22 protein-coding genes are annotated in these 24,328 nt (G+C 58.8%); 7 read left to right on the plus strand and 15 right to left on the minus strand.

Annotation, left to right across the window (positions count from 1 at the left end; all coding sequences use genetic code 11):
* The first annotated feature begins 37 nt into the window (after nucleotides 1-37).
* Nucleotides 38-1,993, plus strand: a complete 1,956-nt coding sequence (locus ACR0CG_RS13630) for an AsmA family protein (RefSeq protein WP_480525556.1) — start codon at nucleotides 38-40, stop codon at nucleotides 1,991-1,993.
* 54 nt (nucleotides 1,994-2,047) lie between these two features.
* Here the strand turns inward: ACR0CG_RS13630 and ACR0CG_RS13635 are convergent, their stop codons facing one another.
* Genes ACR0CG_RS13635 through ACR0CG_RS13650 form a run of 4 tightly spaced genes read right to left on the minus strand, consistent with a single transcriptional unit; the run spans nucleotide 2,048 to nucleotide 6,619 of the window.
* Nucleotides 2,048-3,544 carry a phosphomannomutase/phosphoglucomutase gene (locus ACR0CG_RS13635; protein WP_170682076.1) on the minus strand — a complete coding sequence of 499 codons (1,497 nt, stop codon included), beginning with the start codon at nucleotides 3,542-3,544 and terminating at the stop codon, nucleotides 2,048-2,050.
* 15 nt (nucleotides 3,545-3,559) lie between these two features.
* A complete protein-coding gene (kdsA, locus tag ACR0CG_RS13640) occupies nucleotides 3,560-4,393 on the minus strand; it encodes a 3-deoxy-8-phosphooctulonate synthase (RefSeq protein ID WP_480525559.1) in 834 nt (277 codons plus the stop codon).
* A gap of 5 nt (nucleotides 4,394-4,398) precedes the next feature.
* Nucleotides 4,399-5,982 carry a KpsE/RkpR family capsule polysaccharide export protein gene (locus tag ACR0CG_RS13645; protein WP_480525561.1) on the minus strand — a complete coding sequence of 528 codons (1,584 nt, stop codon included), beginning with the start codon at nucleotides 5,980-5,982 and terminating at the stop codon, nucleotides 4,399-4,401.
* The gene (locus ACR0CG_RS13650; RefSeq protein WP_170609701.1) at nucleotides 5,960-6,619 is read right to left on the minus strand and encodes an ABC transporter ATP-binding protein; all 660 of its coding nucleotides are present in this window, start codon (nucleotides 6,617-6,619) and stop codon (nucleotides 5,960-5,962) included. The genes ACR0CG_RS13645 and ACR0CG_RS13650 overlap by 23 nt, the downstream gene beginning before the upstream one ends.
* A gap of 225 nt (nucleotides 6,620-6,844) precedes the next feature.
* Here ACR0CG_RS13650 and ACR0CG_RS13655 point away from each other — a divergent pair, with 225 nt between their 5' ends.
* Together ACR0CG_RS13655 and ACR0CG_RS13660 are read left to right on the plus strand one after the other, a co-directional pair.
* Nucleotides 6,845-7,432: a uracil-DNA glycosylase family protein gene (locus ACR0CG_RS13655; protein ID WP_480525563.1), complete on the plus strand. Its 588-nt coding sequence runs from the start codon at nucleotides 6,845-6,847 to the stop codon at nucleotides 7,430-7,432.
* Entirely contained in the window at nucleotides 7,425-8,213 is a 789-nt protein-coding gene (locus ACR0CG_RS13660) for an SseB family protein (protein ID WP_480525565.1), read from the plus strand. Before ACR0CG_RS13655 ends, ACR0CG_RS13660 begins: the two co-directional genes overlap by 8 nt.
* Nucleotides 8,214-8,256: 43 nt before the next feature.
* Here the strand turns inward: ACR0CG_RS13660 and yghU are convergent, their stop codons facing one another.
* Nucleotides 8,257-9,135, minus strand: coding sequence for a glutathione-dependent disulfide-bond oxidoreductase (yghU, locus tag ACR0CG_RS13665; protein WP_480525568.1), 879 nt, complete (start codon nucleotides 9,133-9,135; stop codon nucleotides 8,257-8,259).
* A 251-nt stretch (nucleotides 9,136-9,386) separates the two neighbouring features.
* On the opposite strand from yghU, the gene ACR0CG_RS13670 reads away from it, so the two are divergent.
* Nucleotides 9,387-9,905: a YHS domain-containing (seleno)protein gene (locus ACR0CG_RS13670; RefSeq protein WP_480525570.1), complete on the plus strand. Its 519-nt coding sequence runs from the start codon at nucleotides 9,387-9,389 to the stop codon at nucleotides 9,903-9,905.
* 69 nt (nucleotides 9,906-9,974) lie between these two features.
* On the opposite strand, the gene ACR0CG_RS13675 is transcribed toward ACR0CG_RS13670, so the two are convergent.
* Nucleotides 9,975-10,661, minus strand: coding sequence for a J domain-containing protein (locus tag ACR0CG_RS13675; RefSeq protein WP_480525572.1), 687 nt, complete (start codon nucleotides 10,659-10,661; stop codon nucleotides 9,975-9,977).
* A 214-nt stretch (nucleotides 10,662-10,875) separates the two neighbouring features.
* Entirely contained in the window at nucleotides 10,876-11,742 is an 867-nt protein-coding gene (metF, locus tag ACR0CG_RS13680) for a methylenetetrahydrofolate reductase [NAD(P)H] (RefSeq protein WP_170609711.1), read from the minus strand.
* A 94-nt stretch (nucleotides 11,743-11,836) separates the two neighbouring features.
* Here metF and ACR0CG_RS13685 point away from each other — a divergent pair, with 94 nt between their 5' ends.
* Nucleotides 11,837-12,742 (plus strand): LysR family transcriptional regulator, encoded by a 906-nt coding sequence (locus tag ACR0CG_RS13685; RefSeq protein WP_480525574.1) that lies wholly within the window; start codon nucleotides 11,837-11,839, stop codon nucleotides 12,740-12,742.
* A gap of 70 nt (nucleotides 12,743-12,812) precedes the next feature.
* Here ACR0CG_RS13685 and ACR0CG_RS13690 read toward each other — a convergent pair whose 3' ends face one another.
* Nucleotides 12,813-13,172, minus strand: a complete 360-nt coding sequence (locus ACR0CG_RS13690; RefSeq protein ID WP_170682068.1) for a hypothetical protein — start codon at nucleotides 13,170-13,172, stop codon at nucleotides 12,813-12,815.
* 321 nt (nucleotides 13,173-13,493) lie between these two features.
* Between ACR0CG_RS13690 and ACR0CG_RS13695 the strand changes: the two genes are divergently transcribed.
* Nucleotides 13,494-14,279, plus strand: coding sequence for an inositol monophosphatase family protein (locus tag ACR0CG_RS13695; RefSeq protein WP_480525576.1), 786 nt, complete (start codon nucleotides 13,494-13,496; stop codon nucleotides 14,277-14,279).
* Nucleotides 14,280-14,342: 63 nt separating this feature from the next.
* Here the strand turns inward: ACR0CG_RS13695 and bhcD are convergent, their stop codons facing one another.
* The 4 genes from bhcD to bhcA all read right to left on the minus strand — a co-directional run bounded on the left by bhcD (nucleotide 14,343) and on the right by bhcA (nucleotide 18,740).
* Entirely contained in the window at nucleotides 14,343-15,308 is a 966-nt protein-coding gene (bhcD, locus tag ACR0CG_RS13700; protein ID WP_480525577.1) for an iminosuccinate reductase BhcD, read from the minus strand.
* Between the two features lie 85 nt (nucleotides 15,309-15,393).
* Nucleotides 15,394-16,557 carry a 3-hydroxy-D-aspartate aldolase BhcC gene (gene bhcC / locus ACR0CG_RS13705; protein ID WP_480525579.1) on the minus strand — a complete coding sequence of 388 codons (1,164 nt, stop codon included), beginning with the start codon at nucleotides 16,555-16,557 and terminating at the stop codon, nucleotides 15,394-15,396.
* 11 nt (nucleotides 16,558-16,568) lie between these two features.
* Nucleotides 16,569-17,540 (minus strand): beta-hydroxyaspartate dehydratase BhcB, encoded by a 972-nt coding sequence (bhcB, locus tag ACR0CG_RS13710; RefSeq protein WP_480525581.1) that lies wholly within the window; start codon nucleotides 17,538-17,540, stop codon nucleotides 16,569-16,571.
* Nucleotides 17,541-17,549: 9 nt separating this feature from the next.
* Entirely contained in the window at nucleotides 17,550-18,740 is a 1,191-nt protein-coding gene (gene bhcA / locus ACR0CG_RS13715) for an L-aspartate--glyoxylate aminotransferase BhcA (protein WP_480525583.1), read from the minus strand.
* 199 nt (nucleotides 18,741-18,939) lie between these two features.
* Here bhcA and ACR0CG_RS13720 point away from each other — a divergent pair, with 199 nt between their 5' ends.
* On the plus strand, nucleotides 18,940-19,779 hold the full coding sequence (locus tag ACR0CG_RS13720; RefSeq protein ID WP_480525585.1) for an IclR family transcriptional regulator: 840 nt from the start codon (nucleotides 18,940-18,942) through the stop codon (nucleotides 19,777-19,779).
* Here ACR0CG_RS13720 and ACR0CG_RS13725 read toward each other — a convergent pair.
* From ACR0CG_RS13725 to putA, 3 genes are read right to left on the minus strand one after another with little or no spacing between them, the layout of a single operon-like run.
* Nucleotides 19,755-20,126: a GFA family protein gene (locus tag ACR0CG_RS13725; protein WP_480525587.1), complete on the minus strand. Its 372-nt coding sequence runs from the start codon at nucleotides 20,124-20,126 to the stop codon at nucleotides 19,755-19,757. The genes ACR0CG_RS13720 and ACR0CG_RS13725 overlap by 25 nt on opposite strands.
* Nucleotides 20,123-20,866: a rhomboid family intramembrane serine protease gene (locus tag ACR0CG_RS13730; RefSeq protein ID WP_480525589.1), complete on the minus strand. Its 744-nt coding sequence runs from the start codon at nucleotides 20,864-20,866 to the stop codon at nucleotides 20,123-20,125. Before ACR0CG_RS13730 ends, ACR0CG_RS13725 begins: the two co-directional genes overlap by 4 nt.
* Nucleotides 20,867-20,908: 42 nt before the next feature.
* Nucleotides 20,909-24,310, minus strand: coding sequence for a bifunctional proline dehydrogenase/L-glutamate gamma-semialdehyde dehydrogenase PutA (gene putA, locus ACR0CG_RS13735; RefSeq protein WP_480525591.1), 3,402 nt, complete (start codon nucleotides 24,308-24,310; stop codon nucleotides 20,909-20,911).
* Nucleotides 24,311-24,328: the final 18 nt, after the last annotated feature.

Here is a 24,328-nt window from a genome sequence, read left to right on the forward strand (position 1 = left end):
CAAGCAAAGAAAAGCCAAAAAGGCGGAGAGCAGAAAGATGAAGTGGTTGTTGCGGATCCTGTTCGTATTCGTTGCCGTAATCGGGCTGGTGATTGGCGCGTTGTTGCTGATGCCGGGCGAAAAACTGGGATCGATTCTGGCCGAGCAGGTTCGGGCGCAGACAGGTCGCGACCTGAACCTGTCCGGAGACGTGAACCTGTCCTTCTGGCCGGTTCTGGGAATGGAAACCGGGCCCGTCACGTTTGGTAACGCTGCATGGGCCGGGCCAGAACCAATGCTGAGCGCGGAACGTCTGATGGTCGGTGTCGACGCAGCGGCGTTGTTGTCCGGTGACATAAGGATCAAACGGGTCGTGGCAGAAAACCCGGTTCTTCGACTGGAAGTGTCGGATGGGCGCGCAAACTGGGAACTTGGCACTGCGACGGCTGCCACTTCGGGTGGCGATCCCGGGGGATCTGCGCCGGATGCCGAAGCTGGCACGGTCACGCTGGAGTTTCTGGAACTGACCCGTGTGCGGCTGATCTACATCGAAAACGGTGTCACAACGATGGATTTCGCGAATGTCGATTTGTCGGCCAGTTGGCCCGAAGTCACCGCTCCAATGGTGATGGAGGCCAGCATGGCGGTGCCCGGCGGCACCGTGAAGGTCGATCTGAAAATACCCGACCTACCCGCATTTTCGTCCGGAGACGTGACCGCGTTGGAATTGCTGCTTGCGGCGCCGGGTGGTCAGATCGGGTTTGACGGACGGGTCAACCTGGCCGGGGAAATGGACGGCCAGCTTGAGGTCCAATCGTCAAACACCGAGAAAATGCTGGCGGCCTTCGGGCAGGCCGGAACTTATGTGCCGCAGGGGCTTGGGCGTGTGGCGAATGTATCCGGTCAGATGACCTATACCAGCGACGGCCGGGTCGCCTTGCGGGATATGACCGCAATTCTGGACAACAACCGCCTGACTGGCGAGGCGGACATTGTCATTTCCGATACGCCTCAGATCACGGCCCGGCTGGGCGCGGGTGATCTGGATCTGTCTCAGATTGCTGGCACCGATGCCTCCACCGGTGGTGGAGCATCCAGTGCATCTGCGCCTGACACGGGTTGGTCCAAAGACCCGATTGATGCATCAGCCCTGGCTTTGGCCAACGGCAATATCCGCCTGACGGCCACCTCAATTGCGGTTCCTGGAATGACATTCGGCCAAAGCGATCTGACCATGAGCCTTGATCGGGCGCGGGCTGTGTTTCAAATGCACCCGGCCACCTTGTTCTCAGGACAGTTGAACGGGCAGATGGTGGTCAACAACCAGAACGGGCTGTCGGTGGGCGGCAACCTTAGGGCTGACGGGATTGACCTGAAGCAGATGCTCTCAACGCTGGCCGGGATAGAACGGCTTTCGGGCACCGGATCGGGAACGCTCGAGTTTCTGGGCGTCGGGCAAACCGAAGACCAGATCATGCGATCCCTCAGCGGAAAAGGGGGCGTCAATGTCGGCAGAGGGGTAATCGCAGGTATCGATCTCGACCGTCTGATGGGCCGGGGGCAGGGCACGGGCGGCACAACGGTGTTCAACAGCTTGTCGGCCACGTTCACGATGGATCAGGGCACGCTGACCAACAACGATCTGCTGATGCTGTTGGATAACTACCGGGCGGATGGAAAAGGCCGTGTCGGGCTGGGTGCCCGGGACATCGATTACCTGTTCACCCCGGTCGCATTGCGGGCAAATTCGGGTCAGGGCATCGCCGTGCCGGTGCGGATACAGGGGCCTTGGAGCAACCCCTCGATCCGGCCGGACCTGAGCAAGGTGATCGAGGCCGCGGCTGATGCAGAACTCAAAAAGCTTGAAGATGACGCCAAGCAGAAGGTCTTTGAAAAAGTCGGCGGCGAACTGGACACAACGATTACGGACAGTGACCAGATCGAAGATGCCATCAAGAACAAGCTTGAGGAAGAGGCAAAAAAAGGTCTGCTGAAACTGCTGGGCGCGGACTGAAATGACGGCCAGGTCAGAAAAACCCGGGGCGCGATCCGCGCCCCGGTTGATACATCAGATGGTCTGATCGTAATCGCCGACGCCCGGTTCAGTACGGATGACCGCGTCGATATCCGAAAATATGGCGCGCATTTCGCCTTCGCTTTCACTGCTTTCGCAAACCACAACAAGGTTGGGCGTGTTGGACGATGCGCGTACCAGACCCCAGCTGCCGTTGTCCAGAATGACACGGGCACCGTTGACGGTAACGACCTCTTTGATCGCACGTCCGGCAAAGCTTTCGCCAGCGTCGGCCTTGGCGACCAGTTTGTCGACAAGGCGGTTCAGGATATCGTATTTTTCGGTGTCTGCTGCATAGGGTGACATGGTCGGCGTCGACCACGTTTTTGGCAGCGCCTTGCGCAGGTCAGACATGCTCTGATCAGGATTGCGGTCCATCAGCTTGCAGATCTCGACCGCGACGCGCATGCCGCAGTCGTAGCCGCGACCGATTGGTTCAGCCAGAAAGTAATGGCCCGATTTCTCGAACCCGGCCAGGGCGTTGATCTCTTTCACGCGGCGCTTCATGTGGCTGTGGCCGGTCTTCCAGTAATCCGCCTTTACGCCATGCGCCCGAAGCTCTGGATCACTGGCGAACAGACCCGTGGACTTCACGTCGGCCACGAAGGTCGAATTGGGATATAGCTTGGCCAGATCGCGTGCCATGATGACGCCGACCTTATCGGCGAAAATCTCCTCACCCTCGTCATCGACCACACCGCATCGATCGCCATCCCCGTCAAAACCAAGCGCCAGATCGGCGCCGCTGGATTTCACAGTGTCGGACATGTCGTGCAACATCTCCATGGCTTCGGGATTGGGGTTGTAGTTCGGGAAGGTGTAATCCAGCCGATTGTGGCTAGGCACGACCTCGACGCCCATCCGCTCGAATATTTCAGGGGCAAAGGCCGATGCCGTCCCGTTTCCTGTGGCGCATACAACTTTCAGCGGGCGGGACATTCTGAAATCGCCAACCAGATCATCGATATACGCCTCTTTCACGCCATCGACGAATTCATAAGATCCGCCTTCATGCGGGATACCTTCGCCATTCAGGACGATATCGCGCAGCTCGGACATCTCATCCGGACCATGGGTCAGGGGGCGGTCAAAGCCCATCTTGACGCCGGTCCAGCCGTTCGGGTTGTGGCTGGCCGTGACCATCGCCACGGCAGGCACGTCCAGATGAAATTGCGCGAAATAAGCCATCGGGCTGAGGGCCGGGCCGATATCCTTGACCTGAATACCCGCCTGCATCAGCCCCAGGATCAGCGCGTTCTTGATCGCCAGAGAATAGTCGCGGTAATCGTTGCCCACTGCGATTACCGGTTCAATCCCGCGTCTGCGCATCTGCGTGCCAAGCCCCAGACCAAGCGCGGTCATGCCGGGCAGGTTGATTTCCTCGGGGTATTTCCAGCGGGCGTCATATTCGCGGAACCCGGTGGGTTTGATCATCGCATCGCGCAGAAAGCTCCAGGTGTTGGGGGTCACCTCAGGCGTGGGTTTGGTCATAATTCTTCTCAATCGTTAAATCTGAATGGGGTTTTCTTTGGCCAGCGCATCAAAACGCATCAATGTGGCAATCAGCTGTCCCATCTGGTCCAGCGGAATCATATTGGGGCCGTCGGACGGCGCGGTATCTGGGTCCTGGTGGGTTTCGATGAACACGGCGCCGACGCCCAACGAAACCGCCGCACGGGCCATCACCGGCGCGAATTCCCTTTGCCCGCCGGACGAGCCGCCCTTGCCGCCGGGTTGTTGAACCGAATGTGTGGCATCCATCACGACCGGATAGCCGGTTTTGGCCATTTGCGGCAGTGATCGCATGTCGGCCACCAACGTGTTGTAGCCAAAGGATGTGCCGCGCTCGGTCAGCAGAATGTTCTGGTTGCCGGTGCTTTCGATCTTGTCGACGATATTGCCCATCTCCCACGGCGCCAGGAACTGACCCTTTTTGACATTGACGGCCTTGCCGGTTTCACCAGCGGCCAGCAACATGTCGGTCTGTCGGCACAAGAAGGCGGGGATTTGCAGAATATCCACCGCCTCGGCCGCGACTGCGCACTGGGCCTCGGTGTGGACATCCGTCAGTACAGGGATGCCCATCGAGCTGCGGATGTCGTCCAGCACCTTCAGCCCGGCATCAATGCCCATGCCGCGCTTGCCAGACAACGAGGTGCGGTTCGCCTTGTCATAGGAGGCCTTGAAAACGTACTGCGCGCCTGCGGCATCGCAGGCTTCTTTCATGGTGCCTGCGATCATCTGGGCATGATCGGCGGTTTCAAGCTGGCAGGGGCCGGCGATGACGGTCAGCGGAAGATCGTTGCCAACCGTCAGGTCGGAGATTTTTACATGTTTCATATGTCTTACGAGGATACCTGTTCACGAAGGACCGACGCGGTAAGCGAGATCAACAGGTAGATACCAGCAAACAACAGGAAAGCCAAAATCGTATTTTCGAACTTGCGCGGATAGCTGGGTTCCTGGCTGGGGACGGGGTTGACCGAGACTGTCAGGTACCGAACTTTACGGTTGGCTTCGGTGCGCGTTGTTTCCACTTGCTGCATGGCTGTTTGCAGCATCATGTCCCGCGCCGCCAGATCGGCCTGTGCCATCTGAATCCTGACACTCAGCCGCGCCAGCGAGTTTTCGCCTGCCGAGGCATCCAGCATCTCGGCATTCAGTTCTTGCAGTACGGCCTCAAGCCGTTCGATATCGGCGGTAACCCCATCGACCTTGGCCTTGTTGGGCCGCAGGTTGTCCAGAAGGGCGGCCAGCTGCAGTTCCTTGTCCTGCAACAAGATCTCGATCTCGTTGATCCGGCCGCGTAGTCCCGCCAGAACGTTTTCGGGATCAAGTACCGCGCCTTCCAGCTGCAGTTCGATCAGCTTTTCTTGCGCCTTGCGCCGCTCTTCCTGGGCGGTTTCAAACCCCTTCATGGCGTCCCGCATCTGGTCTTCGCGTTTCAGTTCGGTCAGGCCATTGATTGTATCTTCGGCATAGGAAATCAGCCGGTTCGACAGATCAACGGCGATATCCGGATCCGGGGCCGCAACCTCCATCCGGACGATTCCATCCGTGGGGTCGTAGCCGATTGTCACCATGCGCTTGTACAGTTTGTACGTCTCTTCCAGGCTGGCGTCGGGGGATAACCGCTGCACCGGGTCGATCCAATCCTGCTTGAAGACTTCAGCAAAGCCGGTATCGCGTTCAAGACGTTGCAGGGCATCCTTGGATTCCAGAAACTCCTGCGTCGCGACCGAGTCCTGTGCTGTCGCAAACTGCGTTCCGGAAAGCAGGCCCCCAATCGAACCGCCGCCGCCGTCGGCCTGCAGGATCGAAAACGCCGAGACGCTGGCATACATCGGGGTCGCCACGCGATAGAAATAATACCCCACAACAAATGTGGGCAGCAGCACAAACGCGGCCAGACGGGCAAACAGGGTAAACAATTTCCGTTTGCGACGCCGGGCGACCTCTTTCTGGATCTGGCTGATCTCATAGTTGCGCCGTTCAGTCGGGCTCCACTCCGGGCCGGGCAGGGGATGGGATTTATCTCCGACAGTTTGCGGCAGGTGGACCGTTACCTTGTCCTCGACCTGAGCCGTGCCCTGTTCGTCCTTGTTACCCGCAGCCGCCAGATCCAGCAGGTTGTTGCCCTGAAAAGGGTCGATCCCCTTTTTGCGCAACAGGCGAACCGCGTCATAATCCGACGTGGCCGCCAGCCCGTTCTTTTGTGCCAGCCGTCGTGCCATGCGCAACTGGCGCCCGGTCAGCCCCTCGCGCTTGATTTCGTCCAGTTCAGTTCCGGGCTGTTTACTGTTGGCCGCTTCGGGTGGTTGAGTCGCACTTCGAATACGCGAAATCGCATCTGCGCGCGCATCTGGTGTACCTTCGCCTTGGCGTTTTCGGCGCCAGTTGTATTTTCTAGCCTTGGGTTTGGTAGTCATATAACTGTTTTGCCTCTTCCAAGGTTTCAAACATGTAAAGCTGCCCGTCCACTAGAACCGCTGCCTGACGCGCAAATTTTTCCAGAGTGGTTGGAGAATGCGACACAATCACAAGCGTTGTGGTGCGCAATCTCTCTTTCAGGATCGAGCCCGCTTTCTTGTTGAATTCGACATCGGTTGTGGCGGGCATGCCCTCATCTATCAGGTACATGTCGAAGTCCAGCGCCAGCATCAGCGCAAACGTGAACCGGGCCCGCATGCCGGATGAATAGGTCGCAAGCGGTTGGTTGAAATATTCGCCCAGACCGCACAGCCATTGGCAATATGCCTCGATATAGTCGGGGTCCATGCCGTAGATCTTTGCGATATAGCGCGAGTTTTCCAGCGCCGACATCTTGCCGGAAACCCCTCCGGTAAACCCCATTGGGAAGGACACCTTGCATTCGCGGCGGATCACCCCCTCGTCGGGTTTTTCCAGACCGGCCATCATGTTGATCAGCGTGGTTTTTCCGGTTCCGTTGGGTGCAAGTATCCCAACCGAGCGGCCAAGTTCGATCCGAAAGGAAACACGATCAAGGATCACCTTGCGCCGGGTGCCGGTCCAGAAGGACTTGCTGACATTTTCGAATTCAAGCATTGCTGGCCTGTTTCGCTTCGGAGTTGCGGTCTTTCCTCGATGAAAGAACGCATCGTTTACGAGTTCTTGTTGGCTACATTATGTCGAATTGTGAAACAAATGATCAATGCGCCCCACAAGGTGCTGTGGCTTTTGTGATATAACGGCAGTTGGCGCAGGCGCGCGCGGTCTCTATCTTTCAGCGAAGCCCGTTTGGAAACCTGTCTTAGGAATTGCTGCCACCAGATGACCACTCTTGCCCAGGAAATCCGGTCCTGCCGGATCTGCGAAGCGCGTTTTGCCGCGACGCAAACCGCGCATGAGCCACGCCCGGTAGTCTGGTTCCGTCCCGGAACGCCGATCCTTGTTGCAGGACAGGCACCGGGCGCGCGGGTGCATGACTCAGGTCGTCCCTTCACAGACCCTTCGGGCGACCGATTGCGCGACTGGTTGGGGATTGATGAGAGCGTGTTTTATGACCGATCCCGTGTTTCAATCGTTCCGATGGCTTTCTGTTTTCCCGGCTATGATACGCGCAAGGCCGATCTGCCGCCGCCCGCAATCTGTGGCGAGACTTGGCATGACAGAGTCATGCAAGCATTGGGAGCGGTTCCGCTGACCGTTCTGGTCGGTGCCCATGCCCATACCTACCATCTGGGCACGCGTACGTCCGTGACAGAGACGGTTCGGAACTGGCGAGACCACGCGCCGCAGGTCTTTGCCTTGCCTCATCCGTCCTGGCGCAATACGGCATGGCTGAAAAAGAACCCCTGGTTCGAGGCAGACCTGCTGCCGGTTCTGCGCGCCAGGGTGCAAGAGGTTCTGAATGACTGAGACAACGGCCTTGGATGCCGCCCATTCCGCGATGGAGGCTGCCCCACAGGATGACGCAGCCCGGCTGAAGTTCTTTGAACGGCTGGCAGACGCTGAGCTGTTCCTGCTGCTGACGGAAGAAGCGCGGGACGATAACGTCTCGCCCGAGGTGTTCGATGTGGCGGACGGACGTTTTGTGCTGGCGTTTGATCGTGAAGACCGGCTTGCCCGGTTTGCAGGTCGTCCCGTTCCTTATGTCGCCCTGTCCGGACGGGTTCTGTCATCGCTGCTGGCAGGGCAGCGAATTGGTCTGGGGCTCAACCTCGAGGTCGCCCCGTCCTCGATGCTGATCCCGCCAGAGGCTTTGGGATGGCTGACGGAGACCCTTCAGCATTCCCCGCAAGAGGTTCAGGAACAACTCGCCGAGTTCCTTCCCCCGGCGGGTCTTCCGGATGAACTGCTGACGGCGCTTGATACCAAACTGGCGACGGCGGTGGGGTTGGCGCAGGCTGCTTTCCTGGCCGGAACCAGATCGGCCAGCGGAGCATCTGGTCATTTGCTGGGTTTTGTCGGGGCGGTCGAAGGCGCAGAACCGGCCCTTGCCAAAGCCGCGTCCGAAGCGCTGACATTTTCCGGAATCGAAGCTGGCGCGATGGATGTCGGCTTTTTCGCGCCCGGGGACCAAGTCACGTTAAGTTTGGAAAAAGTCGGGCTGCGGTTTGACCTGCCGCAGCCCGAAAAGCGTGATGTCGGGCGCTTTGCGCCCGGTAGTGATCCCGAGCGGCCGCCAATTCTTAAGTAATTAAGTAGCCGGATGTCCCCTGCCGTGACGGCAGGGGGCAAGACTATTCGGCGGCAGGTTCCAGTTTGTCCTGCGTCCGGGTTTCGAAATCGCTGGCGTCGTGACGCTCGTGCAACTGCGTGTGCGGCTCGCCAAAGGCCCGGTTGACCATGCGGCCTCGCTGTACCGCGGGCCGCGCATCGACCGCCTTGGCCCAACGCATCAGGTTCTTGTAGGAATCGACGTCCAGGAACTCGGCTGCGCTGTATAGGCGGCCCAGAACCAGTTGCCCGTACCACGGCCATATTGCCATATCAGCAATGGTATAGTCTTCGCCAGCGATATAGGTCTTGTTGGCCAGTTCCCTGTCCAACACGTCCAGTTGCCGCTTGGTTTCCATTGCAAACCGATTGATCGGATATTCCCATTTCTCTGGCGCGTAAGCATAGAAATGGCCGAACCCGCCGCCCAGATAGGGCGCGCTTCCCATCTGCCAGAACACCCAGCTCATGACTTCCGTGCGTTCAGGCCCTTCCTTGGGCAGAAACGCATCGAATTTCTCGGCCAGATGGAACAGGATCGAGGCACTTTCGAACACGCGCACTGGCTTGTCACCCGACCGGTCCCACAGGGCCGGGATCTTCGAGTTCGGGTTGGCCTCGACAAATCCTGAACCGAACTGATCCCCTTCACCGATATTGATCAGCCACGCATTGTATTCGGCACCCTTGTGCCCCAGCGCCAGAAGTTCTTCCAGCATGACAGTGACCTTGACCCCGTTGGGCGTGGCCAGCGAATAAAGCTGCAGGGGATGCTGACCGACCGGAAGGTCCTTGTCATGGGTCGCGCCTGCGATCGGGCGATTGATATTGGCGAATTGTCCGCCGCTTTGGCTGTCCCATGTCCAGACCTTTGGGGGTTCATAGGTGGGTTGCTCGCTCATCTCTATCTTGCCTTTCTCAGCAAAGTGGGAGGAATTGTCCGACATCCCAACAGCTAATATTGCAATCGGCAGAGTCCAACCCCGGTTAACAGGTCTGTTTTGTAACAATGGCTGCAAAACCCGTCACGAAATCTCATTCGACCTCACAGCGGCGCGAGCGGGGCTATGTTTTGACCGGGTATTGCCTATGCTCTGACCAGACCCGCAAAACGGGCGATCCTGCTAACCCCGGACCCAATAGGATTTATGACATGAAACGCTTTGCCTTGTCCCTTGCCACCGCGCTGACCCTGGCCGTGCCCGCCTTTGCCGGCGATCAGTATATTGACGGAACCGGATTTGCCGTCTCGGGCTACGACGTTGTCGCTTATCGCGGCCTGGATCAGGTTCCGGTCGGGCAGTCTCAGCCCGAAGCCGTTCGCGGCAACGCAAACTTCACGGCAGATTACAATGGTGCCACGTGGGCCTTTTCAAGCGCAGAAAACCGCGACAAGTTCCTTGAAAATCCTGCCTATTACGCTCCGCAATATGACGGACATTGCGCCTATGGCGTTTCCAAAGGCGGCAAGGTTCCGGGCAATCCGAACCTGTGGCGCATCGTGGATGACAAGCTGTACCTCAACATTACCGATGTTGTGGTCGGGTTCTGGGAAGAGGACGTGCCCGGCAACATCAATCTGGCCGAAGGCAACTGGCCGGGTATCGAACCCGACGCCGCCTCGACCAGTGTAATCCCAAAGTTCACTTCGGAAGGCCCTATAACAAACTGAGCCTTACCTGTTTAAATCACCAAAGCCCGGCTCCCCACCGATGCCGGGCTTTGGCTTTGCGGCAAGGGCTCAACTTGCCATGCAATAATCGTCGCGTGTGCGCTGATCGGATTCGAACCGGATCCTGACACTTTTGGCACCGGGAAACTTGCGGGCCATGATTGCGTCAGGAACCACAACCTCTCCTGCGCCTGACTCTTTCGACTGAAAACTCAAAACCTCGGTTTCGGCGTGCCGGCAACCGGCCAGGACCGTTGTTGGCAGGGCCACGCGGTTCGCCCCTTCGCAAACTGAGGAGGTCACAAAATAAGTCAGATGCCGACCATTGCACCCGACAGCCTCGGGGATGTGGTCGGACAATGCAGACTGGGCACCTTTTCCGGAAGAAACCGGATCAGCATCTGATCCATTCGATTGCGACAGGACGTTGCGCAGCATATCCCGGCAGGCGTCGATTGCGGTTGCGTCCAGTTCGATGACCCGTTTGCGAATTTTCGGACGGCGTGGCTTTCGGGCGGCTGACCCGGCAGTCCCTTTTGCAACCATGCCCTCTCGGCGCAGCAGATCGTAGGCCGCCTTGGCATTGGCAAAGCCGGAACTGTCACCTTCGGTGTGGTCCGGATGGGCATGAAACGCGATATGTCTCCACGCCTCGCGGATGTCATCGGAATTAGCAGACGGGTCCAGGCCGAGATGTGCCAAAGCATCCTGGCGCGCCCTGATCTTGTCAGCAGGCTCCATACTCAAATCACTCATTAAACACTACACTGAAACCACATTGAGCAGCTTCATGGCTTTGTCAAATTTTCAGGTAAATTTAAGGCGTTGCGGGAACAATGCGGCAATTCCATCTTGGATTGTCCGTCAGGCGCATCCGGAAGGGGCATCCCGTCTGAAATAAAGGAGCTTTCGAAAAAAGCCCCTGTCTGGCGGTGGCCAAACAGGGGCAGAATGGAACGTGCCAACCGGGTCAGGCGACGTTCTGCAATTCAGTTTTCGGCGTAATTCCCAGCGCAAAGCAGACATCACGGGTCAGCTCGGGGCGGTTCAGCGTGTAGAAATGCAGTTTGTCCACGCCGCCCTCCAGCAAGTCCGAGCACAATTCTGTGCACATTGCCGTCGCCAGCAGGTCTTCGCGATCATCACGCACGGCCTTTTCGAAAGCGTTTTCGACCCAGGCCGGAATGCGCGTTCCGCAGCGGCGGGCAAAATTCCGTGCGCCCTTCCAGTTCTCGATGGGCAGGATGCCGGGCACGATGGGTTTGTCGATGCCGGCCTTTTCGCACGCGTCGCGGAACCGGAAATAGGTTTCGGCCTCAAAGAAGAATTGTGTCAGGGCCTCTTCCGCGCCCGCGTCCAGTTTTGCCTTGAGCCAATCGATATCCGCCTGCGCGTTGGAGGCTTCTGGGTGGATATCTGGATAGGCGCCCACACGGATCGAGAACATCTCGGTTTCGGCCAGCGCGGAAATCAGCTCGACCGAGCTTGCAAACCCGTCCGGGTGCGGAACGAACTGATCCTGACCCTTGGGCGGATCACCGCGCAGGGCAACGATGTCCTGAACGCCCGCGCGGGCAAACGTGTCGGCGATCTCCAGGGTTTCCTGACGCGAGGCATCGACGCAGGTCAGATGCGCGGCCACCGGAAGATCCAGCGACTTGTGCAGGGTCGCCACGGCATCGCGTGTCAGTTCGCGTGTGGTGCCGCCTGCACCATAAGTGACGGAGACAAACCGTGGTGCCAGCGGTGCTAGAATGTGAACCGTGTCCCACAACCGAAAGGAAGCTTCGAGCGTCTGCGGCGGAAAGAACTCGAATGAGATATCTGGCTTGGTCATCGTGGCCTCGTCTTAACAACCTGGATCCCTTGTGCCACGTCCCGCTATGTGAGACAAACTCATATAATTCAAGAACAACATGAGTCGAACAGCAATGCACATTGAATTCCGACACCTTCGTACGATCAAGGCGATCCATGATTGCGGTGGACTGGCGCGGGCTGCAGATCAATTGAACATTACCCAGTCTGCGTTAAGCCATCAGATCAAGGGGTTAGAGGATCAGGCCGGTGTTGAACTGTTCCTGCGCCGCTCGAAACCGATGAAGCTTTCGGCGGCGGGTGTACGCCTGTTGCGCCTGGCCGAACAGATCCTGCCGCAGGTTGAGGCAGCCCAGCACGAGTTTTCATCGCTTCGGGACGGGCGAACCGGGCGCATGCATATCGCAATCGAATGCCACGCCTGTTTCGAATGGCTGTTTCCGGTGCTGGAATCATTCCGGAAATCCTGGGCGGATGTCGACGTGGACATTCGCCCGGGCCTGGCCTTTGACGCGCTTCCGGCTTTGCAGAAAGAAGAGGTCGACCTGGTTGTTTCTTCCGACCCCGAGGACCTGCCGGGTGTCGAGTTCGTGGAACTGTTCGACTACAACGCGGTTTTTGTCGCTGCTTCGGCGCATCCGCTGGCGCAAAAGGAATTTATCGAGGCCGAGGATTTTCGCGGTCAGACCCTGATCACATATCCGGTCGAACGCACGCGGCTGGACGTGTTCAGCCAGTTGCTGATACCCGCCCGTGTGGAGCCTGCATCGATCCGGCAGGTGGAGCTGACAGCCGTCATCCTGCTGCTGGTGGCCTCAAACCGCGGTATTTCGGTACTGCCGGACTGGGTTGTGCGCGAGGTCAAGTACAACTCGGATTACGTCACCCGGCCCCTGACCAGCGAAGGGATCACGCGCAGATTGTACGCGGCGGTCCGGTCAGAAGATCTGGAAAAACCGTTTGTGCAGGAACTGGTCAATCTGGCCCGGACCAAGGCACGCAGGCTTCAGGCGCAATGATTTTCGAGCCAGAAAGGGAATGCCGGAATTGTTAGCAGGGGCCTCGCGATCACAAGGCCCCGAAGAATTGTCAACACTTGCCGAAACACTGATGTACAACTTGGATACCAAGTGCCGTGATGGTCACGCAGGCACCGGTTGGAAAGCCCAGTGTGGTACAGATTTTAACGCAGGCTTTGGCGGCCGTCCCATTGGGGATAGACGGCGGGATCGGAAAGCACACCTTCTTGTCGACAATCGGAATTTTGAGGCAGATTTTGCCATTCTCCACTTCGACCGAAATGCAGGTTTCACCCAGGATCATCGGCGTCGCTTCGTGCATCATTTCCTTAGTTGGCGCGGCCGAAAGGTCCATTTCCGAAAAATGCGCACGTGCGGTTTCTACAAGCTGGTCAATGTCCTGTCGCGGAAACTCGTGATATGTCGTCATACTACTACTCCTAAAATTTGTCAGATGCGTGCATTGCATGCGGGTAATGGAAAATGGAAATTTGAACTGATTAACGGTTGAAAAAACTCTGTCGAGCAGCTTCCAAAAAACACACCGTTGTCAAGGTGTCTGTGTTCAAGTTCACAGCCGGGACAACAAACCTTCAAAACGCTGGTGCGCTGCGGAATTTCTGATAACTGAGTTTGAACGTGTGCGGCGGATCATGCACGGCTTGGTAGGCTGCTATGCGCATCAACCCTCTTGGCAAGGGCGCAATGCATCAGTATACGCGCGGTTTGACCGGACAGGAGCCCATACACAATGGTTGGCAGTGCAAATCTCAACATCATGATCAAGGCCGCGCGCAAGGCGGGGCGTTCTTTGGTCAAGGATTTTCGTGAAGTCGAAAACCTGCAGGTGTCGATGAAGGGTGCCGGAGATTTTGTTTCCAAGGCCGATATTGCAGCCGAGGCGATCCTGAAAGAGGAACTTCTGGGCGCGCGTCCGACCTATGGCTGGCTGGCGGAAGAGGGCGGTTCGATCGACGGCGAAGATCCGACCCGTCGTTGGATTGTGGACCCATTGGACGGTACAACCAACTTTCTGCACGGCCTTCCGCACTGGGCGATTTCCATCGCGCTGGAACACAAGGGCAAGATCGTCGCCGGTGTGATCTACGATGCGGCCAAGGACGAGATGTTCTTTGCCGAAAAGGGCGAAGGCGCATGGATGAATGACCATCGTATACGGGTTTCGGGCCGGCACCGCATGATCGAATCCGTGTTTTCCACGGGTCTGCCGTTTGGCGGGCGGTCGGATCTGCCCGCGACATTGCAGGATCTGGCCCGGCTGATGCCTGTGTCCGCCGGCGTACGCCGCTGGGGTGCCGCTGCGCTGGACATGGCCTATGTCGCGGCTGGCCGGTACGAAGGGTTTTGGGAACGCCGCCTGAACGCCTGGGATTTGGCCGCAGGCATCATCATCGTGAAAGAAGCCGGTGGGCTGGTTCAGGCGCTGGACCCTGAGGGTGAAATTCTGTCAGACGGCGAAGTCATTTGCGCCAACGAGCCGATCTTTGACAGTTTCGCCAAGGTGATCCGGGGATAACGGAACATTCCCGCCACAGCTAAATTTTCGATGACGCGCCCCAATCAGGGCGCGTTTCTCGTTTCAGAAGTCGACTTCGATGGCGACGCCGCTTTCGATGGCCAGATCGACCACCGCGCTGGCGACGGCCAAATCCTGCAGGCCCACGCCTGTACCATCGAATAGCGTGACCTCCTCTGCCGAGGTGCGCCCCGGATGCGTGCCGTTGATGACCTCGCCGATCTGACGAATGTCCTTTTCGGATTTTGCCCCAGCCGCCACCGCGTGCTGGCACTCACCCAGCGTCACCGCCTGCGCGACTTCGTCCGTGAAGACACTGGCGCGAATGATCAGATCAGTTTCCACTTCCTGTTTGCCAACCGTGTCGGTGCCCATGCACGCGACATGCGTGCCATCCGACACATGTTGCGACAGGAGTGAAGGCGCGAAGGACGACGTGATGGTGATGATCACATCCGCGTCGGCCAGACCCGGCAGGTCCACGGCCTCGAACGGCAATCCCGCGTCTTCGGCAACCTTGGCGAGATTGGACAGCATTTCGGGATGCAGGTTCCAGCCGATGACCTTTTCAAACTTGCGCTGTTCCAGCGCCGCCCGCAGTTGAAAGGCAGCCTGATGCCCTGCGCCAACCATGCCGATCACCTTGGCATCCTTCCGGGCCAGATGGTTGATCGACACGGACGAGGCCGCTGCGGTTCTAAGGGCGGTCAGCAGATTGCCACCAACCATTGCTTTGGCCCGTCCGGTATCCGGGTCGAACAGGAAAACGGTAGACTGATGGTTGATCACACCGTGCGTTTCCAGATTGTTGGGCCAGTATCCCCCGGCCTTCAGTCCCAAGGTCATACCCACCCGGTCAAATCCGCCTTTGAACCCATATAGTGCATCCGCATGGCCAATGGCTTCGCGCACAACCGGAAAGTTGTAGGCATCCCCAGACGCCATCGCGGCAAATACCTGTTCGACAGCCGCATAGCTTTCCTTTCGGCCCATCAGGGCTCCGATTTCCTTTTCGGGAACGATATACATCGTTTGCGCCTTTCCTGAATGTTGGCGGAGAGCGTAGCAAACGGGGCAGATTATAAACTGCCCCGTATGTCAGATTGGATACCGGTCAGTAGGCTTTGCCACGGGCAGAAACCGGCCACAGGGTTTCGATCTTGCCGTCGCGCACACCAACATACCAGTCATGGACGTTGGCCGTCGGGTCGCAATGGCCGGGCACCAGCCGCAGTTTGTCATTCACCTTCAGCGCTCCGCCGGGATCGGAAATCACCCCGTGTTCATCCGAGCATTTGATGTATTCCACATCGTCGCGCCCATAGATAAAGGGCAGCCCGCTATCGACTGACTGGGCCTTGAGACCTGCATCGCAGATCGCCTTGTCGGCTTTGGCATGGCTCATCACGCTGGTCAGGATGAAGAACGCGTTCTCCCATTCCCCCTGATCGATCCGATTGCCGTCCTTGTCGAGGATCCGGCCATAGTCGGCATCCATGAAGGCGTAGGACCCACACTGAAGTTCATTGTAAACGCCAGAATTGGATTCGAAGTAGTAAGACCCCGTGCCACCGCCCGAAACCAGTTCAGGTTCCAGTCCGACGGCCTTCAGCCCCTGCACCGCATCCGCCACCATGGCGATTGCAACATCGAGCTTGGCTTTGCGATCGTCAAAACTGTCCATGTGCTGCATTGCGCCCTGATAGGCCTGAATGCCCAGAAACTTAAGGTTGTCAGCGGCATCAACGGCTTGCGCAATCGCAACCACATCTGCTGTTGTCGTCACACCGCAGCGCCCCGCACCGCAGTCGATTTCGACAAAAACACTCAGTTCCGTTCCGTGCCGCACTGCCGCGGCGGACAGATCGGCGACGTTGTCGATGTCATCCACACAGACGATGACGTGGGCGTCATATTTTGGCAGTCGCGCCAGCCTGTCGATCTTGGCCGGGTCGCGCACCTGATTTGACACCAGAATGTCCTTGATGCCGCCGCGGGCAAACACCTCGGCCTCGGACACTTTCTGGCAGCACACGCCAACCGCGCCGCCGAGCTCTTCCTGCAGTTTGGCAACGTCCACCGATTTGTGCATCTTGCCATGCACCCGGTGGCGCATCCCGTGTGCCTTGGCATAGTCGCCCATCTTGCGGATGTTCCGCTCCAGCGCGTCAAGGTCCAGGATCAGGCAGGGGGTCTGGATTTCGCTTTCATCCATGCCAATGGCGGCGGGGACGTCAAAGCCAACTTCCAGTTCGTCCATGTTCAAAGGTTTGTTCATTGTCATCCTCCTTACCCTGCCAGCCAGGGAAGCTTGTCCAGATCCACATTTCCGCCGGTAATGATCACCCCGACGCGTTTGCCCCGGAACACTTCGGGGTTTTTGAGAATGGTCGCCAGCGGCACCGCCGACGAAGGTTCCATCACCACGCGCAGGTACTTCCACGTCAGTTTCATCGCATCGACGATCTCATCCTCGGTCGCGGTGAAAATGTCGGTCACGTGGTTTGAAACGAAATGCCATGTGTTTTCTTTAAGGGGCACCAGCAGGCCGTCGGCCACCGTCTTGGGCGCGTCATCTGCAATGATCCGACCGGCTTTGAACGAGCGATATGCGTCATCCGCCTGTTCCGGTTCAGCCGCGTAAATCGCGGTTTCAGGGGCCAGGTTGGAGACGGTCAGGCAAGTCCCCGACACCATGCCGCCGCCGCCGATCGGGGCAATGACGGCATCCACGCCATCCGTCTGTTCCAGCAATTCCGCCGAACATGTCGCTTGACCCGCAATGACGCGAGGATCGTTATAGGGATGCACGAACTCGCCACCGGTTCGGGCCTGTACTTCGGCAAACGTTGCTTCGCGGGACGAAGTCGACGGCTCGCATTCGGTGATCGTACCGCCATAGCGGCGCACCGCGTCCTTTTTGGCCTGCGGTGCAGTGCGGGGCATGACCACGTTGCACGGAATGCCTCGCCGGCCCGCCGCATAGGACAGGGACAGGGCGTGGTTGCCACTGGAATGCGTGCAAACGCCGTTGGTTGCCTTCTCGTCGCTCAGCCCGAAGACGGCGTTGCAAGCACCGCGCACCTTGAAGGCTCCGGCTTCCTGAAAGTTCTCGCATTTGAAGTGCAACTGCGCTCCGGTGAGGTCATCCAGATATTCCGAACGCATGACCGGGGTGCGGCGGATATGGGGTTTGATCCGCTCACGCGCCGCGCGCATGTCGGCGATGATCAGATCGGCTGCGGTGACTTGATCCAGCATCTTCGCCTCCTACGCTGCAGCCTGAGCATGGCCGGACGGACCACTGCGATAGTAATCCTGTGCCGCGGCAACACCGCTGCCCAGTTTGATGGGGTAGTTCAGATCGGCCATGGCCATCTCGATCGTGGCGAGGCCAGACAGAACCATAACGTCGGTCAGCGATCCCAGATGCCCGATACGGAACGCCTTTCCGTTCAATTGCCCCAGACCAACACCGAACGAGACACCATAGGCGTTGAAGGCGTGGTCGGTCAGCGCGTTGCTGTCAAACCCATCCGGAACATGAACCGCGCTAACGGTATCCGAAAACAGATCCGGGCTTTGCGCCACCAGCTTCAACCCCCACGCATCCACGGCCCGGCGAACACCCTCGGCCAGACGGAAGTGGCGGGCGTAGACATTTTCGAGCCCTTCTTCGAACAACATTTTCAGGCTTTCCCGCATACCGTAGATCAGTTGCAGGGGCGGGGTATATGGAAAGCCGCCGGATGCGTTGGCTGCAAGCATGTCGCGGAAGTCAAAAAAGGTGCGCGGCAGTTTCGCGGATTGCATCGCTTCCAGCGCCTTGGGGCTGGCGCAAAGGATCGCCATTCCGGTTGCCAGCATGAACCCCTTTTGCGAGCCCGACACGGCGATATCGACTCCCCATTGATCAAATTCGAACGGCATCGAGGCAAGCGAGCTGACGCAATCGACCATCAAAAGCGCCGGATGGCCGGCCGCCTCCATAGCATTGCGAACCGCTGCGATGTCCGAGCGCACACCGGTCGCCGTTTCGTTGTGAGTGACCAGTACAGCGCGGATTTCGTGGTTCGTGTCCGCAGCAAGGGCGGCTTGGAACTGATCCGCCGGCGCGCCGCTGCCCCAAGCGCATTCAATGACCTGCACGTCCAGCCCGTGCCGCTCGCACATGTCGATCCAGCGGTGGCTGAAAACGCCATAGCGCGCGACCAGAACCTTGTCGCCAGGGCTGAGCGTGTTGGTTATCGACGCTTCCCACCCTCCGGTTCCGCTGGCCGGGAATGTGATGATCTTGCCTTCGGTGGTGCCGAACACCTTCTTAGTGTCCTCCAGCACGGGGGCAAAGGTTTCGACGAAATCCGGCGCACGGTGATCCTGTGTCTGAACATGCATGGCCAGACGCAGACGATCGGGGATGTTGGTCGGGCCGGGTATGAAGACCGGATTCTGGTTTGACATGACTGAGTCCTCCGCTTTGACAGAATTGTGACTGCGCAGGCGTCAGCTTGCAATTTTCTTGAAAAATATTTTCATTTTTGCAATTAAATATGTAATACCTTGAAATTATGAGATTTTCAGTTTCTCAAATTTGTAAGGCGGAATATGACCCGAAAAAATTCAATCTATGGCTAGGCAAAACTTCGAACAGGAAGCAGAAATGAACAATCAAAAGCGGCCACGCGGCAGACCAAAATCCCTGTTCAAGGAAAGTTCGGCCGGGACCATGCAATCGCTGGACCGCGCGCTGGGCGTTCTGAGCGCGGTTGCCCGTTTCGAACGCGCGGCCCTCAGCGATCTGGCCCGTGAAATCGATGTGCCCACGGCTACGACACACAGGATTCTGACGACCCTGCAAAAGCACGGCTATGTGACTTTTGACGATGAGCGGCAGGAATGGATGATCGGGATCGAAGCCTACCGGACCGGCGCATCCTTTTTGCGGCGCAACAGTGTTTTGGAGATCGGCCGTCCCATTTTGCGCCGTCTCATGCAGGACAGTGGCGAAACGGCAAATCTGGCCGTACCGGATGGCGCCGAGGTTGTCTTTGTCGGGCAGGTTGAAACATCGAACCCGATCCGCGCTTTCTTTCCGCCCGGGGCGCGAACACCCATGTACGCATCAGGAACAGGCAAAGCCATTCTGGCGGCTATGAAGGAAGCTTCACTGCAAAAAGCCCTGCGCGGCACGGAACTGACCGCCTTCACCCAGCATACGCACGTGCCCGAACCGCAGTTGTTGCTGGATTTGCTTGAGACGCGCAGGCGTGGCTGGTCGCTGGACAGGGAAGAGCGGTATGAAGGTATGTCCTGCATCGGTGCCGCGATCTACAATGACCGGGGTGAACCCTGCGCAGGAATATCTGTCTCAGGCCCGTCGGTGCGGTTTGACGAAACACGTGCGCCGGAACTGGCAGACCTTGTGACAAAGGCCGCCGCTGAAATCACGTTCCTGAGCGGGGGGCGCACCCCGGATCACTCCGATCTGTCAGACGGGTGATTGACGCCGTCGTTCCAAGGTATTGGCCCATGCGCGCGGGGATTGCCGCCTTCGATACAACCCACATTGACGCCGCATTCGGCGGGGTCGGACCGGCGCTGGTGATACACGTAGATGCCGCAGGTCTTGCAGAAGTGATGCTTGGCCGTGTGTGTGCCCCAGGTGTACAGGCCGAGGTTCCCAGCACCCTTTAATACGCGCAAACTTTCGGTGGTCGCAGTGGCCGCCGCTGCTCCGCGCCGCAGGCAGAATGAGCAATCACAACGGGCGGCCGAGGACAGGCCTTCAGGAAACTCGGCCTCGATTTCGACTGCGCCGCAATGGCAGGTGGCTGTCATTCTGGTCATCTGCGAGGCACTTTCGGAATGCGGGATTGGGTCAGCTTGTACTTGTGTTCGGGGTGGGGCGGGTGGCCATGGGTCCGGTTCCAGAAACCGGGTCCGCCCCGGCGCAGCCAAACCGGAATGCACAGCACCAATCCGACCACAAAGCCGCCGGTATGCGCCCAGTAGGCGACACCACCCTCATCAGGGTTGCTGGCCAGGCTTCCCAAAAACTGCATCCCCAGCCAGATGCCCAGCATGATAAAGGCAGGAATGGTGAAGACGCGGAAATAGATGATCAGGATCAGAAGAACATCGACCCGCGCTTTGGGGAACAGCAAGAGGTAACCGCCCATGACACCGGCAATGGCGCCAGAGGCTCCGATGGTCGGCACGATGGAGTCTGGCGCCGTTAGGACATGAATCAGGCCTGCTCCGATGCCCGACAGTACATAGAATAGCAGAAAGGGCAGGTGGCCCATTTCGTCTTCCAGATTGTCGCCGAAGATCCACAGAAACAGCATGTTCCCCGCCAGATGCATCCAGCCGCCGTGCAAGAACATCGAGGTCACCAGGGTTTCAAAGCTGAACCCGTCCGCAATGCGCGCGGGGATGACTGCATAGTCGTAGTAAAGCTGGTTGATCACTCGCGCGTTGTCCATAACGCCGACATAGCTGAGGAAAATCAGGATATTGGCCGCCATCAGAATATAGACGACATACGGCGTGCGCCCCGAAGGGTTATGATCTCGGATCGGAAACATGGGGCGACGCTGGGCTTTTCCCGGCCCAGCGTCAAGACATGCTTACGCCGCACCCCCCAAAAGGGCCGCGTTTCCTCCGGCGGCGGTTGTATCGACGCAGACGTGTCGCTCTCCCAACACGCGGGCGCGGTCGGGCAAGCCCGGGATCAGGGGCAGGACCGGACCGTCCCGTCGCGCCAGAAGGCGTTCGATTTGCCGGGCGGTTTCTTCGTCACCCCACCACAACACGCCCGAAATCCCGGTCAGGTTTTCGATCCGGTGCAGGTCCAGGTTGCCGGTTGCGCAGATGGCGGTGCCGCCAAGGGCCTTTACAGCCTCCGCCTGTGCCTGAGTGGCGTCTTCACCGGGTCCCATGCACAGCAGGGGCGCGCGGGGTGTTTCGCTCAGGCGGTTGGATTCGCCGGTCGGGCCGGGCAAGGAGCGTGTCCGAGTTGGCGCGGCTTGTCCTTCTGGTTTGGGCAGCGTTGTCATGATTGAGTCCCATTGACCCGGGCGCTTCTGTCTGTCCGGCGCGCAGAAGCGCGCCATGTAGTTTGGCCCGCCCGCCTTGGGGCCGGTGCCGGATAGCCCTTCTCCTCCAAATGGTTGCGAGCCGACAATCGCGCCGATCTGGTTGCGATTTACGTAGATGTTTCCGGCATGCACCGCCTCGGTCACGTGTTGAACACGGTCGTCAATCCGGGTGTGCAGGCCAAATGTCAGGCCATAGCCGGTCGCGTTGATATCCGCGATCACCTGATCGATTTCGGCGGCCTTAAAGCGGGCGACGTGCAGAACGGGTCCAAAGATCTCGCGCTCCAGTGCGGTGATGCCTGACACTTCGATCAGGGTCGGAGCAACAAATGTGCCTTCAGGTGGAAGGGGCATTTCCTTCAATACGCGGCCTTCGGCGCGGGCACGGGCCACATGGTCGGCAATACCCTGCCGCGCGGTTTCATCGATCACCGGGCCGCTGTCAGTCGAAATTAGCCACGGATCGTCCAATTGCAGGGCATTCATGGCACCCTTGAGCATTTTCAGAAGGTCGTCGGCGATATCTTCCTGCACATAGAGACAGCGCAAGGCTGAGCACCTCTGGCCAGCGGACTGAAACGCGCTTTCAATGATGGATTGCACGGCCTGTTCCGGAAGCGCGGTGCTGTCGACCATCATCGCATTCAAACCGCCGGTTTCCGCAATCAGCGGTGTGCCCGGGCGCAGGTTTTCTGCCATTGCGGCGCGGATTTTCAGTGCCGTCGCCGTCGAGCCGGTAAAGGCCACACCGGATACCCGCGGGTCAGAGGTGAGAGCTGCGCCAACCGAGGGCCCACCCGGCAACAATTGCAGGGCATCGCGGGGCACACCGGCCTCGTGCAGCAATTGCACGGCCCGATGGGCGATCAGCGGTGTTTGCGGTGCAGGCTTGGCCAGAACGGCGTTGCCGGTCGCCAGCGCCGCCGAAATCTGACCCGAGAAAATCGCCAGCGGAAAATTCCACGGACTGATGCAGGTAAAGGTTCCGGCCGGTTTGGCATCGGGAATGTTGGCCGCATAATAGCGCAGGAAATCGACGGCTTCGCGCAGCTCGGCTACCGCGTCGGGAAGGGTCTTACCGGCTTCCCGTGCCAGCAGGGCAAACAGCTCCCCGAAGTTCTGTTCATAAAGATCTGCTGCCCTGTTCAGGGTTTCCCGGCGCTCGGAAGCAGGGGCCTGCCACGGTGCCGCTGACGCAAGGGCCAGTTCGACATCGTCTGCGCTGGCGGGGGCAACCGCTCCGGGCCTGTCCATCGGTTGCGCCGGGTTAATAACCGGCTCATCCGCTTTGGGCGCAGCGTTGTCGGACAGCAGGGGCTGTGCGTACCAGTGATGGGCCCGGAACCTGTCCCTTGCGGCGTCGATCCTGTCCAGCGTGGGCGTGTGATGCAGGTCGAACCCAACCGAGTTTTTTCGCTCGGGCTGGAACAGATCGGGACCGGTGGTCAGCGGCGTGACAGCGTGTTCAATGGATACGAACGGGTCGGCTGCAACTTCTTCCGGGGGGACGTCCTCATCCACAATCTGGTTCACGAAGGACGAGTTCGCACCGTTCTCCAGCAACCGCCGCACCAGATAGGCCAACAGATCGCGATGCGCGCCAACCGGGGCGTAGATACGGCAGCGCGTGTTGCTTTTGTCCTTGACGATCCGGTGCAGGGTTTCGCCCATGCCGTGCAGGCGCTGGAACTCGTACGGCTGGTCGTCGGCCATATGCAGAATCGCACTGACGGTGTGGGCATTATGCGTGGCAAACTGCGGATAAATCCTGTCCGTCATGCCGAGAAGCTTCCGGGCGTTGGCAATGTACGAGACGTCGGTTGCGGCTTTGCGAGTAAAGACGGGGAACCCGTTCATGCCCTCGACCTGAGCCCGCTTGATCTCGGTATCCCAATAGGCGCCTTTTACCAGCCGCACCATCAGTTTGCGGTCGTGACGTTCGGCCATTTCATAAAGCGTATCCAGAACCAGCCCGGCGCGGGGACCGTAGGCCTGAACAACGATGCCGAAGCCGTCCCAACCCGCCAATGCGGGTTCAGACATGACAGCCTCGATCACCTGCAGCGACAAGGACAGGCGGTCTGCTTCTTCCGCGTCCACGTTCAGACCCATCCCCGCGGCTTTGGCCAGCAATGCCAGCGCGCGCAAGCGGGGAACGAGTTCATCCATCACCCGTTGCTCCTGCGCCAGTTCATAGCGCGGATGCAGAGCGGACAGTTTCACTGAAATGCCGGGGTTGGCACGGATGTCGTCATGGGTGCAGGCATCGGAAATCGCGGTGATCGCGCGGGAATAGGACAGGTGATAACGCGCCGCATCCGCCTCGGTCCGGGCGGCTTCGCCAAGCATGTCATAGGAATAAGTGTAACCCTTCGTCTCCATCCCTTTGGCGCGCGACATGGCCGACTGAATGGTTTCGCCCAGAACGAACTGACGCCCCATTTCTTTCATCGCACGTCCGACGGCGGTTCGGATCACCGGTTCCCCCAGCCGCTTGATTGCACTGCGCAGCACACCCACGGGCGATGCCTTGTCTTCATCCAGCACTTTGCCCGTCAGCATCAGCGCCCAGGTCGACGCATTGACCAGCGAGGACGAGGAGTGGCCCAGATGCTTGCCCCAGTCCGACGGTGCGATCTTGTCTTCGATCAGCGCATCGATAGTGTCGGCATCCGGGACGCGCAACAGGGCTTCGGCCAGACACATAAGCGCGATGCCCTCATCCGTGGACAGGCCGTATTCGGCCAGAAACACCTCCATCATGCCCGGCGATGTGCTGGATCGGATATCACGCACCAGTTGCGCCGCCGCCGCGCATATGGCGTTTCGGTCGGCAACCGTCAGATTTGCCTGTTCGGTCAGGCGTTCCAGTACGGTGTCCTGGTCGGCATAAGTTTGGCTGTCGATGACAGAGCGCAGGTTGTGTGACATTTTTCCTCCGGGCTTTTG

It is taken from the genome of Ruegeria sp. AB8, from assembly GCF_056542605.1.

Excerpts from the sequence above, each read along its gene's own strand:
- ACR0CG_RS13630 (WP_480525556.1), top strand. The coding sequence starts at position 38 with ATGAAGTGGTTGTTGCGGATCCTGTTCGTATTCGTTGCCGTAATCGGG.
- ACR0CG_RS13635 (WP_170682076.1), bottom strand. The coding sequence starts at position 3,544 with ATGACCAAACCCACGCCTGAGGTGACCCCCAACACCTGGAGCTTTCTG.
- kdsA (WP_480525559.1), bottom strand. The coding sequence starts at position 4,393 with ATGAAACATGTAAAAATCTCCGACCTGACGGTTGGCAACGATCTTCCG.
- ACR0CG_RS13645 (WP_480525561.1), bottom strand. The coding sequence starts at position 5,982 with ATGACTACCAAACCCAAGGCTAGAAAATACAACTGGCGCCGAAAACGC.
- ACR0CG_RS13650 (WP_170609701.1), bottom strand. The coding sequence starts at position 6,619 with ATGCTTGAATTCGAAAATGTCAGCAAGTCCTTCTGGACCGGCACCCGG.
- ACR0CG_RS13655 (WP_480525563.1), top strand. The coding sequence starts at position 6,845 with ATGACCACTCTTGCCCAGGAAATCCGGTCCTGCCGGATCTGCGAAGCG.
- ACR0CG_RS13660 (WP_480525565.1), top strand. The coding sequence starts at position 7,425 with ATGACTGAGACAACGGCCTTGGATGCCGCCCATTCCGCGATGGAGGCT.
- yghU (WP_480525568.1), bottom strand. The coding sequence starts at position 9,135 with ATGAGCGAGCAACCCACCTATGAACCCCCAAAGGTCTGGACATGGGAC.
- ACR0CG_RS13670 (WP_480525570.1), top strand. The coding sequence starts at position 9,387 with ATGAAACGCTTTGCCTTGTCCCTTGCCACCGCGCTGACCCTGGCCGTG.
- ACR0CG_RS13675 (WP_480525572.1), bottom strand. The coding sequence starts at position 10,661 with ATGAGTGATTTGAGTATGGAGCCTGCTGACAAGATCAGGGCGCGCCAG.
- metF (WP_170609711.1), bottom strand. The coding sequence starts at position 11,742 with ATGACCAAGCCAGATATCTCATTCGAGTTCTTTCCGCCGCAGACGCTC.
- ACR0CG_RS13685 (WP_480525574.1), top strand. The coding sequence starts at position 11,837 with ATGCACATTGAATTCCGACACCTTCGTACGATCAAGGCGATCCATGAT.
- ACR0CG_RS13690 (WP_170682068.1), bottom strand. The coding sequence starts at position 13,172 with ATGACGACATATCACGAGTTTCCGCGACAGGACATTGACCAGCTTGTA.
- ACR0CG_RS13695 (WP_480525576.1), top strand. The coding sequence starts at position 13,494 with ATGGTTGGCAGTGCAAATCTCAACATCATGATCAAGGCCGCGCGCAAG.
- bhcD (WP_480525577.1), bottom strand. The coding sequence starts at position 15,308 with ATGTATATCGTTCCCGAAAAGGAAATCGGAGCCCTGATGGGCCGAAAG.
- bhcC (WP_480525579.1), bottom strand. The coding sequence starts at position 16,557 with ATGAACAAACCTTTGAACATGGACGAACTGGAAGTTGGCTTTGACGTC.
- bhcB (WP_480525581.1), bottom strand. The coding sequence starts at position 17,540 with ATGCTGGATCAAGTCACCGCAGCCGATCTGATCATCGCCGACATGCGC.
- bhcA (WP_480525583.1), bottom strand. The coding sequence starts at position 18,740 with ATGTCAAACCAGAATCCGGTCTTCATACCCGGCCCGACCAACATCCCC.
- ACR0CG_RS13720 (WP_480525585.1), top strand. The coding sequence starts at position 18,940 with ATGAACAATCAAAAGCGGCCACGCGGCAGACCAAAATCCCTGTTCAAG.
- ACR0CG_RS13725 (WP_480525587.1), bottom strand. The coding sequence starts at position 20,126 with ATGACCAGAATGACAGCCACCTGCCATTGCGGCGCAGTCGAAATCGAG.
- ACR0CG_RS13730 (WP_480525589.1), bottom strand. The coding sequence starts at position 20,866 with ATGTTTCCGATCCGAGATCATAACCCTTCGGGGCGCACGCCGTATGTC.
- putA (WP_480525591.1), bottom strand. The coding sequence starts at position 24,310 with ATGTCACACAACCTGCGCTCTGTCATCGACAGCCAAACTTATGCCGAC.